A 14991-nucleotide genomic window follows, 5' to 3' on the forward strand; every position below is an offset into this window, starting at 1 on the left:
CTAAAACATACAAAAATGACTCCATTTACAGCTGAAATAATAGGAACCATGCTTCTTATATTACTAGGAAACGGCGTAGTTGCAAACGTAGTTTTAAAAAATACTAAAGGCAACAATTCAGGATGGATGGTAATTACTACAGCCTGGGCTTTAGCTGTTTTTGTTGGCGTTCAGGTTGCAGGCCCGGTTAGTGGCGCGCACTTAAATCCTGCCGTAACTGTTGGCTTGGCCATTGCCGGAAAATTTTCATGGGCTTTGGTCCCTTCATATATTATTGCTCAAATAATTGGTGCTATGGCGGGAGCGTTTTTGGTTTGGCTCTTTCACAAAGATCATTTTGCTGCCACAGAAGATGAGGGCGCCAAATTAGCTTGTTTTAGTACCAGTCCGGCAATCAGAAATCCATTTTCAAATCTTATCAGCGAAATAATCGGAACATTTGTACTTGTCTTTGTGATCTTTTATTTTTCCGATCCAAGCATTACACTGGCTGCCGATCCATCTGCAAAAATAGGATTAGGTTCAGCAGGTGCTATTCCTGTTACCTTTTTGGTTTGGGGTATCGGTTTGTCTTTGGGGGGTACCACAGGTTATGCAATTAATCCGGCTCGTGATTTAGGCCCACGAATTATACACACTCTTCTTCCAATCAAAGGAAGCAGCGACTGGAACTATGCCTGGATTCCCATTGCAGGACCGCTGTTAGGAGCCGCTTTAGCTGCCATTTTATATGGAGTTTTAAGCTAAAATTTGCCACTAATTGCACGAATTTTCACGAATTACTTTGTTTTTACTCCGAACCCGGTTGTTTAATTGCAATCAATTCAAATTGCTACTTGATCACTTTATTTAATTGCAATCCGAATACAAATAATAAAAGTCTTATTTGAATTGCCTCCAGTTTTTAACTGGTGGTTGTATAAGAAAGACACAAAGGCTTTAGCCGAACCTTCAAAGAATTTGGCTAAAGCCTATTTAATTATTGATCAATTCTCTACCTCCAGTTAAAAACTGGAGGCAATTGATATAGACCAATCAAAAAAAAATCTGTGAAATCTGTGAAATCTGTGGCTATTCTCTTTTTTGCCACAGATTAAAGAATTAAAGGGATTATTTATAAGTAAAAAAACAATTCGTGAAAATTCGTGCAATTGCTTCGCCTGTTCGCTATCGCTCGAGTCGCGGCAAGCATTTTTTGAGTCCAATTCACGAAAAGGCAGCTTGTTTTGCCTCCAGAAAAAACTCAAAAACAATGTTAAATCTTCATCTGACATCTTGTCATAATCATTCAAATAATTGTACCTTTGCCACCTTATTAAAATTCACTTCTGAAAGTGCTTATGGAAAAGATAATTGAAGAAAGCAAACAGGGCGAAAGTCTTGTTTTAGAAAATAAACCTGAGAATACTAAAAAACTTTTTATAGAGAGTTACGGTTGTGCGATGAATTTTTCGGACAGTGAAGTCGTAGCTTCCATTTTATCTGAAGGCGGATATAACACTACTTCTGTTTTAGAAGAGGCTGATTTGGTTTTAGTAAACACCTGCTCCATCAGAGACAAAGCAGAACAAACGATCCGCAAACGTCTGGAGAAATATAATGCTGTAAAACGTATTAATCCGAAAATGAAAGTAGGCGTTTTGGGCTGTATGGCGGAGCGTTTGAAAAGTCAGTTTCTGGAAGAAGAAAAAATAGTCGATCTTGTTGTTGGCCCGGATGCTTATAAAGATTTACCAAATCTATTATCTGAAGTTGAAGAAGGTCGTGACGCTATCAATGTCATTTTATCAAAAGAAGAAACGTACGGAGATATTTCACCCGTTCGTTTAATGAGCAACGGAATCACCGCTTTGGTTTCTATCACACGTGGTTGCGATAATATGTGTACCTTTTGCGTAGTACCTTTTACTCGTGGACGCGAGCGCAGCCGTGAACCGCAAAGTATCATGAAAGAAATTCAGGATCTATGGAACAATGGTTTTAAAGAAATTACTCTTTTAGGACAAAACGTTGACAGTTACCTTTGGTACGGCGGCGGTTTGAAAAAGGATTTTGTAAATGCCTCTGAAATGCAAAAAGCAACAGCCGTAGATTTTGATCAATTGCTTGAAATGGTTGCTGTTGGTTTTCCTAAAATGCGTATTCGTTTTTCGACTTCAAATCCGCAGGATATGCACGAAAGCATTTTGCACGTTATCGCAAAATACCCGAATATCTGTAAACACATTCACTTACCGGTTCAATCGGGAAGTAACCGAATTTTAAAAGAAATGAATCGTCTGCACACACGTGAAGAATACATGACTTTGATTGATAAAATCAGAGCAATTGTTCCGAATGCGTCGATTTCACAAGATATGATTGCCGGTTTCCCAACAGAAACGGAGCAAGATCACGAGGATACGATGAGCTTAATGGAATATGTGAAATATAATTTTGGTTATATGTATTCGTATTCTGAACGTCCGGGAACTTTGGCCGGAAGAAAAATGAAAGATGATGTTCCGGAAGAAACCAAAGCACGAAGATTACAAGAAATTGTCGATTTACAACAAAAACATGCCTGGTTCCGTTCTGAAGAGTTTATTGGTCAAACGGTAGAGGTTTTAGTCGAGAAAGTTTCTAAAAAGTCTAAAGAAGAGTTCTCAGGTAGAAACTCACAAAGTATCACGGTGGTTTTTCCAAAAGAGAATTATAAAATTGGAGATTTTGTGAATGTAAAAATCACAAACTGCACCAGCGGAACTCTAAAAGGGGAAGCTGTAGGATTGAGCAGCATGAATTAAAAAAGTTTCAAGTTTCAAGTTTTCTCTGTAAATTGAGGCCTTACTATTGGGTACATAAAAAATTATCTCGAGTCTTAAATTTCAAAATAGAAAATAAAAAAACATTTCAGATAAAAATTCATCAATCTCAATTACCCAAGAATACCTATAAAGTGATAAAAATATCGAATAAAAAAGAGTTTAAAAAGTTAAGTTTCTAAAGTACGTATAGTAAACCTGAAACAAATAAAAACTTGAAACAAAAAGCAAATGGAGACCGTTCAAGCAATAAAACAACGTTTTGAAATTATTGGAAATGATCCAAAATTAAACCGCGCTATCGAAAAAGCAATTCAGGTTGCTCCTACCGATATATCAGTAATGGTAACGGGAGAAAGTGGTGTTGGTAAAGAAAATATTCCGAGGATTATCCATTCGCTTTCACACCGAAAGCATGGTAAATATATTGCCGTAAACTGCGGAGCTATTCCGGAAGGAACAATTGACAGTGAACTTTTTGGACATGAAAAAGGTGCTTTTACAGGAGCAACCAGTACCCGTGAAGGCTATTTTGAAGTGGCTGACGGTGGAACAATTTTCCTCGATGAAGTAGGTGAATTACCCCTTACCACTCAGGTTAGGTTACTGCGTGTACTTGAAAACGGAGAATTTATAAAAGTAGGTTCTTCTCAGGTTCAAAAAACAAACGTGAGAATCGTTGCTGCAACAAATGTCAATTTATTTAATGCCATTGAAAAAGGAAAATTCCGCGAGGATTTGTACTATCGTCTGACAACTGTTGAAATTACTTTGCCGCCATTACGCGAAAGAAACGACGACATCCATTTGTTATTCAGAAAGTTTGTGGCCGATTTTGCACATAAATACAAAATGCCGCCTTTGAAACTGGATGATGATGCTGTTCAGCTTTTACAGAAATTCAGATGGAACGGGAACATTCGTCAGCTACGAAATGTAGCCGAACAAATTTCAGTTTTAGAGACCAATCGCGATATTTCCTTATCTACTTTACAATCTTATTTACCTGTGGAAGGGAGTAATTTGCCTTCCGTAATCAGCGATAAGAAAAAAGAAAGTGATTTCAGTACCGAGAGAGACATTCTGTACAAAGTCCTTTTTGACATGAAGAGCGACCTAAATGACCTGAAAAAGCTGACTTTAGAATTAATGAAAAACGGCAGTTCAAAAGTTCAGGATATCAATCCCAATTTAATTCAGAAAATATACGGTTCACAGGAAAATGAGAGCGAAATAGATTTTGAAGAAGAACCAAGAACAGCGGTCATGACACCTGCAGCCCGCGAAGAGAATTACCGCATACAAGATGACAACAATTATCTCGATGCCGAAACAATTGAAGAAGAGGAAATCTTGCGTCTGGAACAAAAAGAAATCGAAATGATCAAAAAATCATTAGAGAAAAACAAAGGAAAACGCAAAGCGGCTGCTGATGAACTTGGCATCTCAGAACGAACTTTATACCGAAAAATTAAACAATTCGATTTATAACAACAATAAATTCCAAAAAAAGAAAATCCCAAATTCCAAGTTTGGGGAGTTCGTTTTAAAAAACAAATTCCAAATTTCAAATTAGTATATTTGAAAAAATTTGGAATTTGGAATTTCAAAAAATTGGAATTTTTCAACTATTATTATGAAAAAAATATATTCTTTATTTGCCTTTATCAGCCTCTTTCTATTAAGTGGTTGTAGTGTTTACAACTTTACAGGAACAGGAAAAATTGATGCAGAAACTTTTCAGGTTAACTTTTTCCAGAATAATGCAGCTCTGATTGAACCGGGAATCGACAGGGATTTTACTTTGACTTTGCAGGATTTAATTCAAAACCAAACCAATCTAAACTTAGTCAGCACCGGTGGGGATTTGGTTTATGAAGGAGAAATTGTAGACTACAGAATAACTCCAATGACGGCTACCGCTGACCAACAGGCAGCTCAGAACCGTTTAACGATTCGTATTAATGTTCGATTCACTAACAAAAAGAAGGAAGCGGATGATTTTGAAAGAACATTTGAATTCTACAAAGACTATGCAGGAGATCAACAATTAATAGGTTCTGCTTTAAATTCTGCCATAAAAGAGATTTACGAGAGAATTACTCAGGATATTTTTAATGAGTCATTGGCCAAATGGTAATTTGTTAATCATCGAATCAACACAAAACTAAAGGATTAAACCAAAGCATAAAACAATGAATGTAACTGATTATACATACCTAATAAATAAACCCGATGCTATTACCGAAAAGCAAACGGAAGGATTAGGCAATGTTCTGAATGAATTTCCGTATTTTCAAAGTGCAAGAGCATTACGATTAAAAGGACTTTACAACCAGAATAGCTTTAAGTATAATTATGCTTTGAAAGTTACCGCAGCTCACACTACAGATCGCTCTGTACTGTTTGACTTTATCACTTCTGAGACTTTTGTCTCCATTCAAAATGACTATTACGATCAGAAACTACTGGACCTTTTGGACATTACTGTTTTTGAAAGTGAAATTGTTTTACCGGAAATCCAAAAAGTTCCCGAGATTAGAATCGATCCGATCGAACAATCTATACTAACTTCTATCAAACAAGCCACAACTGTTGTTTTTGAAGAGTCTATAAAAACAGAAGAAAAACCTGTTGCTCCTGTTATTATTCCGATAAAAATAGAACCTGAGGTCGTTTTTGAAGAAGTCATAAAAGCCAAGGAACAACCTGCCGACATTGTTACTGAACAACAACCTGTTGTTCTGCCTGCAAAAGAAGAAACAGAAGTTGTTTTTGAAGAATTAATCAAAACAGAAGAGCCTGTAACCGGCACTCCAATTGAACAAGCTTCTTCAACTTATATAAAGGAAGAAACCGAAGTTGTTTCGAAAGAACCAACAAAAGCCGAAGAACAAACCGTTGCTCCTATCACAGAACAACCTATTATTGTTCCTATAAAAGAAGAGGCAATTACTGCTTTTGAAAAACCAATACAAACAGTTGAGCAACCTGCTTTAACTTCTACACAAGAAGAAACACCAATTGTTGCTGAAAAAACAGTAACAACTCCTGACGTTCACATTGATCCTATTGAAGAATCAACTTTTACTTCTTTAAAAGAAGCTACATCGGTTGCTTTTGAAGAGGCAGCAATTACGACAGAGCCAAAAGAAACTGACACTCAGGACAACTTAAAAATTGCAGAAGAAAATCTGGAAATCGGAAAACCGCTGGATTTTTCTGTTAGTGAAAAACACTCGTTTCAGGAATGGTTACAATTGTCCAGAACAGAACCTATTGACCGAACGAATGAAGGCCCGCAAGAAAACACGGTAGCTGTAAACGAAGTTGAGAAGACTCCTGAACCTGTTATTGAAGCCATTGCTCCAATCGAGCTAACGAATGAAGCTCCGCAAGAAAATACGGAAGCTGTAATCGAAGTCGAGAAGACTCCTGAACCCGTTATGGAAGCCGTTGCTCCAATCGACGAAACAGAAGCAATAGAGGACGAAAAAAAGAAAAAAGCGGAACTAATTGATAAATTCATCGAAACAAATCCGAAAATCACACCGGTTAAGTCAGTCGCAGCAACTACCACAACTCAATTTGACATCAATAAAGAAGAGAATCCGTACTTGATGACAGAGACTTTAGCCAGAGTATATTTAGAACAAAAGAAATATACAAAAGCAATCCAGGCATATGAAATATTAATTTTGAAATATCCAGAAAAAATTAGTTTCTTTGCAGACCGCATATCGGATATAAAGATTTTACAACAAAATAACAATAACAATTAAACAATGAGCACATTTTCAATTTTTTTAGTTTTAATCACAATAGTTTGCTTTCTATTGATCGTAGTAATTATGGTACAGAACCCTAAAGGAGGCGGATTGTCTTCTACAATTAGCGGAACTCAAATGCTAGGTGGAGTACAAAAAACAACAGACTTTTTAGATAAAAGTACCTGGACGTTAGCTACTATTTTGATCGCTTTAATCTTACTTTCAAGCTTAAGCTTTACAGGATCATTAAGTGATACTGACTCTAAACTTATCGAAAAAACCGAAGCTCCGGCTGCTAAAACACCAGCTGCTCCGGCTCAACAAACTCCTGCTCCGGCAGCTCCTGCAACAAAATAATAATTTTGATATAAAATTGAAATGCCAGCCTGTCAAAGCTGGCATTTTTTTTAGGAAATAATGGCAGTTTTTTAAGCATGGCATAATTTCTGAAAGTTTCTGAACATTAAAAAAGTATAACCTAAAATATAAATAAAATTATGGCTTTAAATATTAAACCGCTTTCTGACCGCGTACTTATCGAGCCTGTTGCAGCTGAAACTAAAACTGCTTCAGGAATCTTTATTCCAGATACTGCCAAAGAGAAACCTCAAAAAGGGACTGTAGTTGCAGTTGGAAACGGATCTAAAGATCACACTATGACTGTAAAAGTGGGTGACACTGTTCTTTATGGTAAATATGCCGGAACAGAATTAAAACTGGAAGGCACCGATTATTTAATCATGCGTGAAGATGATATTCTTGCGATAATCTAAAAATAATTAAGTATTAAGTTATGTGTATTAAGAATTAAGACCCAATAACTTGAAACTAATCAAACTTTAAACAAAATTCAAAGAAATGGCAAAAGATATAAAATTTGATATTGAAGCACGTGACGGACTAAAACGTGGTGTTGATGCATTAGCAAATGCAGTAAAAGTAACTTTGGGACCAAAAGGTCGTAACGTAATTATCGGGAAATCATTTGGTGGACCAACTGTTACTAAAGACGGTGTTTCTGTTGCAAAAGAAATCGAATTAAAAGACCCATTAGAAAATATGGGCGCACAAATGGTTAAAGAAGTGGCTTCTAAAACCAATGATTTAGCAGGAGACGGAACTACAACGGCTACTGTTTTAGCTCAGGCTATCGTAAAAGAAGGTTTGAAAAACGTTGCTGCGGGAGCAAATCCAATGGACTTGAAACGCGGTATCGATAAAGCTGTTGAAGCTATCGTTGCTGACTTAGCAAAACAAGCTAAAGTAGTTGGAAGTGATTCTGATAAAATCAAACAAATTGCTTCTATCTCTGCAAACAATGACGAAGTAATTGGTGATTTGATCGCTACTGCTTTCGCTAAAGTAGGTAAAGAAGGTGTAATTACTGTTGAAGAAGCTAAAGGAACAGATACTTACGTTGATGTTGTAGAAGGAATGCAATTTGACAGAGGATATCTTTCTCCATATTTTGTTACCAATCCGGAGAAAATGGAAGTTGAATTAGACGCTCCATACATCTTATTATACGATAAAAAGGTATCTTCTTTAAAAGAATTATTACCTGTTTTAGAGCCGGTTGCACAATCAGGAAAACCATTATTGATTATTGCTGAAGATGTTGACGGAGAAGCTTTGTCTACTTTGGTAGTAAACAAATTACGCGGAGCCTTAAAAATTGCTGCTGTAAAAGCTCCTGGTTTTGGAGACAGAAGAAAAGCAATGTTAGAAGATATCGCTATCTTAACGGGTGGAACTGTAATTTCTGAAGAAAGAGGATATACACTTGAAAACACTACTATCGAAATGTTAGGAACTGCAAAAAGAGTTTCTATCGATAAAGACAACACTACCATTGTAAGTGGTGCCGGTGAAGCTGATATCATCAAAAACCGTGTGAACCAAATTAAAGGTCAGATGGAAACAACTACATCTGATTACGATAAAGAAAAATTGCAAGAGCGTTTGGCTAAATTAGCAGGTGGTGTTGCTGTTCTTTATGTTGGAGCTGCTTCTGAAGTAGAAATGAAAGAGAAAAAAGACAGAGTTGATGATGCTTTACATGCTACTCGTGCTGCTGTTGAAGAAGGAATCGTTGCCGGTGGTGGTGTAGCTTTATTGAGAGCTAAAACTGCTTTAGCTGACCTAAAAGCTGACAACGCTGACGAGGCTACAGGAATTCATATTGTTTCCCGCGCTGTTGAATCTCCATTAAGAACTATCGTTGAAAATGCAGGTCTTGAGGGGTCTGTAGTTGTAGCAAAAGTGGGCGAAGGTTCAGGTGATTTTGGATACAATGCAAAAACTGATGAGTATGTAGATATGCTAAAAGCAGGAATTATCGATCCTAAAAAAGTAACTCGTGTAGCACTTGAAAACGCTGCATCTGTTTCGGGAATGATCTTAACTACAGAATGTGCTTTAATTGACATTAAAGAAGAAAACGCTGGCGGAATGCCAATGGGTGGCGGTATGCCGGGAATGATGTAATCATTCTTAACTTCTTACGCTATAAAACGCCAGATAGAAATTTTCTATTTGGCGTTTTTTTTTGCCACAGATTTCACTGATTTAAAAGATTTTTTTGCCGCAACTCGAGCGATAACGAACAGGCGAAGCAATTGCGCGAATTACCACGAATTATTCTCTTTTAACTGAGAAATAATCATTTTAATTCTTTTAACCTGTGGCAAAATAAAAATGCTGCCACAGATTTTACTGATTTAAAAAAATTCTTTGCCATGACTCGAGCGATAGCGAACAGGCGAAGCAATTGCTCGATTTATCACGAATTATTTTCTGATTATTACCCGGACGCGGTTAATTGAAATTTTTATAATTCTTGAGAAGTTTTCCTTAGTTTAACATTGTGTTTTTCCTTTAAAAACTCTTTATTGATACCTTTGTAATGCTATAAAATTTACAAAATGAGAAAATTCACCGCCTACGTTTTATCTTTTACATGCTTACTTCTCACCTCTTTTTTACATTCACAGTCCAATAAGGACAATTATGTAGTATTGGTTTCTATGGACGGATTTCGTTGGGATTATGCCGAGCGGTATAAACTTCCGAATCTTGAAAAAATAGCACAACAAGGTGTTCATGCCAAATCAATGCGCCCCTCCTATCCCAGCAAAACTTTCCCTAATCACTATGCTATTGTTACGGGACTTTATCCCGATCATCACGGCATCATAAATAATGCTTTTTACGACAATACATTAAAAGAATCTTTTTCATTAGCAACAGCAGCAAAAAATGATTCTCGTTTTTATGGTGGCAACCCTATTTGGAATGTTGCCGAGCAGCAAGGGGTAAAAGCAGCTTCGTTTTTCTGGCCAGGATCCGATACAGATCAGAAAAGACCCGGTATTTATAAAAAGTACGATGCTAAAATCCCTTATGAAACCCGAATTGACACTGTACTAAAATGGCTGCAACTTCCGGAACAGCAACGCCCGCATCTCATTACTTTATATTTTGACGAACCTGATCATACAGGTCATAACTTTGGCCCCTCTTCTCCCGAAATTGAAAAGACAGTTCGAAGAATGGATGCTGTTATGGGACAATTGTCCACAAAGCTCGATCAATTACCAATTGGAAAACAAATTAACCTGATTATTGTCTCAGACCACGGAATGGCAAAAATCAGTGACGATAAAAAAGTAGTTCTTTTAGATTATCTCAAACCCGAATGGTTAGGCTACAAAGAGGTCATTAACCCGATTATGAGCTTACAGGCAAAACCGGGTTGCGCGGATTCTATTGCCCGTGCCTTAAAAAAAGTTCCCCATATTAAATTCTGGAAACCGGCCGATATCCCTAAAAGACTTCATTTTGGAACCAATCCAAGAGTGTTGGATTTTGTCATCGAGGCTAAAAAAGGATATAGTCTGGCAAAAAATAAAACACAAACTACTAATGGCGGAACACATGGTTACGATAACAGAAATAAAGACATGCAAGCCATCTTTTATGCAAAAGGCCCCGCTTTTAAAGTTGATAAAACAGTCGGATCGTTTCAGAACATTTCTGTTTATCCTTTAATTGCACATCTATTAAATTTAAAAATCGATGAAGTAGACGGGAAATTTAGCGAAGTAAAAAACATGCTGAAAAAATAAGCCACGAATTGCACGAATTTACACGAATGTATAATTTTGGGCCGCAATAATTTGTGTTAATTCGTGCAATTTGTGACAACTTTTTTAAAACCCAATTAACTCACTACCTTATAAGTTGGATCTTCGATTACATTTACTTTGATAACGGCATCTGCGTTTTTAAGTATTATTCTGCAGTCCTCACTTAAATGTTCTAACTGAATCACTTTACCTAATTCGCTGTATTTTCTAGTTAGATTATTTACTGCTTCAATCGCTGACATATCTGCAATACGGCTTTCTTTAAAGTCAACAATCACCTTATCGGGATCATTTTGTATATCGAACTTTTCCATAAAAAGCTTTGTAGAACCAAAAAATAAAGGACCGTAGATTTCATAATGTTTCACTCCTTCAGCGTCAATAAAATGTCTCACACGGATTCTTTTTGCACTTTCCCAGGCAAAAACCAAGGCCGAAACAATCACCCCAATCAATACCGCCAAGGCCAGATTGTGCAATAAAATAGTAATTACGGCGACCAGAATTCCAACAAAAATATCGTGTTTTGGCATCTTGTTTATAATCCTCAAACTGGACCATTCAAATGTTGTAATCGCCACCATCATCATAACCCCAACTAAGGCAGCCATTGGCAATTTTCCGATTATCGGAGCTCCAAAAAGAATGATTACTAAAATGGTTATCGCCGCAATGATTCCCGAAAGTCTGGCTCTGGAACCCGCCGAAAGATTTACCAAAGTCTGAGCAATCATGGGGCATCCTCCCATTCCGAAAAAGAAACCATTTAGAATATTAGAGCTTCCCTGTGCAATACATTCTCTATTGCTGTTACCACGTGTTCCGGTAATTTCGTCTACTAAATTAAGTGTTAACAAACCTTCTGTTAAACCCACCGCTGCAACGATTACTGAATAGGGAAATATCACTTTAAAAGTTTCAAAAGATAATGGAATAACCGGGATATGAAATGGCGGGAACCCTCCTTGAACAGAAGCAATATCCTGAACGGTTTTAGTTTCAATATTAAAAACTAAAACAAGGACAAAAACTACCAGTATTGCGATCAAAGAGGCCGGAACTGCTTTTGTAATTTTAGAAAACAGCAATACAATACCAACTGTAAGTGCCGTCAATCCTAACATAACATACAGAGAAGTTCCCTGAAGCCAGGTTACTTGTCCGTTTACAACCGTTTTAAATTGCTCTAACTGCGACATAAAAATAACTACCGCAAGACCATTTACAAAACCGAACATCACGGGCTGTGGAACCAGTCTGATAAATTTCCCGAATTTAAAAAGTCCAATACAAATTTGCACCACTCCCCCTAAGGCTACGGCTGCAAAAACATATTCTATCCCATGTGATTTCATCAAAGCGATCAAAACAATCACCGTAGCTCCTGCTCCGCCCGAAATCATTCCGGGTCTGCCACCAAAAACGGCTGTCACCAAACCTGCTATAAAAGCGGCATACAATCCGGCCAAAGGAGGAAATCCGGCAAGAATTGCAAAGGATAATGATTCTGGAATCATCGTCATCGCCACCGTTAAACCTGCTAAAATTTCGTTTTTATAATTAACCTTTTGCGAAAAGTCAAAGAGGGAGTGTTCTTTTTTCATAAGAGCACAAATTTAAAAAATTATGCACAGAAAAAGCAGAAACTCTTTCACAACAGAAAAGAGCCTCAAAAATTCACACTTAAGTCTGTCAGCCCTTTTTTAATTGAAAGCACAAACCTTAATAAGATCGTTCTTTTAGATGTTTAGATTTTTTTTCGAAGAAATAAAGTTGCGTTTTATCACCCTTTTCAAACTTAAAAATAATCCCCTTAATCCATTTAATCTGTGACAAAAAGCAGTCGCGGATTTCACTCAACAATCGAGTTCAACTACTCAATCTAACAGTACACAAATATATCCGAGACAATTTACATAATCTATTATGTTTTTGGGTTCTAATTCGACGCCCTCAACTCTTAATATTTTATCACAATCCTCCAGATCAAAATTGATCTTGTAATCCGGAAACTGAGTCTGGATCACCGCGATTATATAATTTTTGTCTGATTCTTTCTGAACATTTGTTTTAAAAACCTCAACAACCATAACGTTATTTTTAATAATAAAAAAACTGGAATTTTTAATTTTGCCGCGAATTACACTAATTCTTTATGCAGAGCGTTCTATCGTACATTCGCAAAAATTCGTATAATTCACGATAACTTTTTAATCGGAAACATTCGGTTGGTTCATTCACCTTTTACTGCCTTTGAAACAATACTGACATCGTTTTATTAGCTGAGGCGTAATTCGATATTCATACGCAACACCGGATTTAAAACTCCAGCGGATTTAACTTATAAATACCTTTTAAATTTGAGGTGTTTAAAGTTAAGAAAAAAAATCTCAGACTCCGATTCGGTTCCAAATTGTTTTTTTTTTTGCAAGGATCAAAAACCGAAAACAAATGCAAATGAGAAGCACTTATTACAATAGCATAATTAAACCAACGCCGTATCATTTACACCAATAGTGTTCGTATAATTCTTGTTCGACAAGCCGTTGTACATTATAATATTGATCTAATTTTGTCCTTATGACGATTCTCAAAATTTAGTGAACACGATCTATCTTTTATTACTACTAAAATTGCTTTAGTTTTTTTTAAATTAATACTAAGCTTGGTCATAAAAAAGCCTTTTTTCCGCTGAAATACTTACAATTAAATATTGTAATTTTGAAAACTAAGACAATTAAAACAATACTTCCATGGAAATTTTTAAAATTCTGAAATCCTATAAAACCCAATACGAGAATCCTATTGTTTTGCATTCAGGTGAAATTGTGAATCTGGGAGAAGAGGAAAAAGAAGAAAAATGGAAGGGTTGGATTTGGGCAGAAAGTAAAACCAATAAAGGCTGGATACCAATCCGGATACTTAAAATTTCAGATGATAAAAAGACCGGAAAAGTTTTAGAATATTACTCCGCTAAAGAACTTGATGTTGAACAAGGTGATCACATTGAAAAAATCAAACCTTTAAATGGCTGGACATGGTCCCGAAATATAAAAAACAATGCCGAAGGATGGATTCCCGACGAAATCATAGAATAAAATCATAGGATGCAAAACTTAAACATTTGCTTATAACCTTCCAATTATTTTATCCTAATAAACTTATAAATATATTTTTAAGGAGTTAGAAAAAATGTTTTTTTTACATTGTCAAATTGCTAATCACACAGTCCAAAAAATACTTCAACCCCTTAAATCTTTGTGACTAAAGAAAAACAAATACTGCTCAAAAAATTAATTTAGCACATTAGCTGCCTTTTTTCTTAAAAAAGTTAAGGAGCAAAAATGCCAACTATTAGTCGATTTTTATAGCTTTGTAAAATCACTTTTTTCCTAAAAAATAATTAGGGAGACAATTATAATTTTTTGAGAGAATGAAGTCTATTACTTTAACTTTTTTATTTTTCCTGTTTATTTGTTTCACTTCTTACTCACAAATGAGTTCAGATGAGATATTCGACAGCTTTAAACAGGGCGAACGTACAAACTGTTCCTCGATTGCCTTTATTAAAGCTTCTTTAAATGTTTATGGTCTTGATAACCTTTTTGTAACTGAAAAAGTAAACGATAATGGGTATAAAATAACATTAAAAAACAAGGCTTCCTTTACTTTAAAAAATGAAGAACTTGATAAAGCAAGTTTCTCTGCCGGTTTTGTGCTAATTAAAGAAAATGAGGAAACCATAAAAATAAAAGACTACGCCGTATTGACTTACGCGGTAATGGCAAAATACAAACAAATTATTGACAGGGAAGCAACTTTTGACAAAGCATTGGAGGATTTAGAAGATGGAGAGGTCTATACACCAACCATTTATAAATATTTAGGATTCGAAAAAGACAAACAAGTACTGCCTTTAAAGCGTTTATCAGGAAATGAATATTGTGGTGTTGTGGCATGGTCAACTGCGCATGCTGTTTTTGTTTGCGAAGAATATATGGACTATTATGGCAATAAAAAACACATATGGGGCAAATATCCCGGGCGTTTCAGAATCATTAATACGGATTCTATTTCCAAACACTTAGAAAAACCGGATAACGCAAACTTGTAATTCTACCAAAGAACGGCAAACGGTTTATCTTTAGTTCCGGAATTCCTTTTAATTGATTTTTTCGTTGCGTAAATTGTAATAATCAATCTCTCGCAAAGTCGCCAAGTCGCTAAGTTTTTTTTGCACGCAGATTTAGCAGATCGGGCTGATATTTT

Annotated in this window: 12 protein-coding genes and 1 pseudogene; 11 read left to right on the forward strand and 2 right to left on the reverse strand. The window is 36.1% G+C overall.

Annotated elements, in window-relative coordinates; translation table 11 throughout:
* Positions 1-15: 15 nt before the first annotated feature.
* The 9 genes and pseudogenes from G3A47_RS03160 to G3A47_RS03200 all read left to right on the forward strand — a co-directional run bounded on the left by G3A47_RS03160 (position 16) and on the right by G3A47_RS03200 (position 10701).
* Entirely contained in the window at positions 16-747 is a 732-nt protein-coding gene (locus G3A47_RS03160) for an MIP/aquaporin family protein (RefSeq protein ID WP_166920334.1), read from the forward strand.
* Positions 748-1340: 593 nt separating this feature from the next.
* On the forward strand, positions 1341-2786 hold the full coding sequence (gene miaB, locus G3A47_RS03165; RefSeq protein WP_166920336.1) for a tRNA (N6-isopentenyl adenosine(37)-C2)-methylthiotransferase MiaB: 1446 nt from the start codon (positions 1341-1343) through the stop codon (positions 2784-2786).
* A gap of 249 nt (positions 2787-3035) precedes the next feature.
* Positions 3036-4295 carry a sigma-54 interaction domain-containing protein gene (locus tag G3A47_RS03170; protein ID WP_166920338.1) on the forward strand — a complete coding sequence of 420 codons (1260 nt, stop codon included), beginning with the start codon at positions 3036-3038 and terminating at the stop codon, positions 4293-4295.
* A gap of 145 nt (positions 4296-4440) precedes the next feature.
* On the forward strand, positions 4441-4944 hold the full coding sequence (locus G3A47_RS03175) for an LptE family protein (protein ID WP_166920340.1): 504 nt from the start codon (positions 4441-4443) through the stop codon (positions 4942-4944).
* A 1045-nt stretch (positions 4945-5989) separates the two neighbouring features.
* A pseudogene (locus G3A47_RS24730) lies at positions 5990-6586 on the forward strand (tetratricopeptide repeat protein); the annotation flags it as partial.
* Between the two features lie 3 nt (positions 6587-6589).
* The gene (secG, locus tag G3A47_RS03185) at positions 6590-6931 is read left to right on the forward strand and encodes a preprotein translocase subunit SecG (protein WP_047778410.1); all 342 of its coding nucleotides are present in this window, start codon (positions 6590-6592) and stop codon (positions 6929-6931) included.
* Between the two features lie 140 nt (positions 6932-7071).
* Entirely contained in the window at positions 7072-7347 is a 276-nt protein-coding gene (locus G3A47_RS03190) for a co-chaperone GroES (protein ID WP_012023920.1), read from the forward strand.
* Positions 7348-7432: 85 nt separating this feature from the next.
* Positions 7433-9061, forward strand: a complete 1629-nt coding sequence (gene groL / locus G3A47_RS03195) for a chaperonin GroEL (RefSeq protein WP_166920344.1) — start codon at positions 7433-7435, stop codon at positions 9059-9061.
* 437 nt (positions 9062-9498) lie between these two features.
* On the forward strand, positions 9499-10701 hold the full coding sequence (locus G3A47_RS03200) for an alkaline phosphatase family protein (protein ID WP_166920346.1): 1203 nt from the start codon (positions 9499-9501) through the stop codon (positions 10699-10701).
* Between the two features lie 95 nt (positions 10702-10796).
* Here G3A47_RS03200 and G3A47_RS03205 read toward each other — a convergent pair whose 3' ends face one another.
* Positions 10797-12326, reverse strand: coding sequence for a SulP family inorganic anion transporter (locus G3A47_RS03205; protein ID WP_166920348.1), 1530 nt, complete (start codon positions 12324-12326; stop codon positions 10797-10799).
* Between the two features lie 273 nt (positions 12327-12599).
* Positions 12600-12812: a hypothetical protein gene (locus tag G3A47_RS03210; RefSeq protein ID WP_166920350.1), complete on the reverse strand. Its 213-nt coding sequence runs from the start codon at positions 12810-12812 to the stop codon at positions 12600-12602.
* 663 nt (positions 12813-13475) lie between these two features.
* Between G3A47_RS03210 and G3A47_RS03215 the strand changes: the two genes are divergently transcribed.
* Positions 13476-13820: an SH3 domain-containing protein gene (locus G3A47_RS03215; RefSeq protein WP_166920352.1), complete on the forward strand. Its 345-nt coding sequence runs from the start codon at positions 13476-13478 to the stop codon at positions 13818-13820.
* Positions 13821-14155: 335 nt separating this feature from the next.
* Positions 14156-14836, forward strand: a complete 681-nt coding sequence (locus tag G3A47_RS03220; protein WP_166920354.1) for a hypothetical protein — start codon at positions 14156-14158, stop codon at positions 14834-14836.
* The last annotated feature ends 155 nt before the right edge of the window (positions 14837-14991 follow it).

This window comes from Flavobacterium poyangense, assembly GCF_011751075.1.
In the GTDB taxonomy this organism is placed as follows: Bacteria; Bacteroidota; Bacteroidia; order Flavobacteriales; family Flavobacteriaceae; genus Flavobacterium; species Flavobacterium poyangense.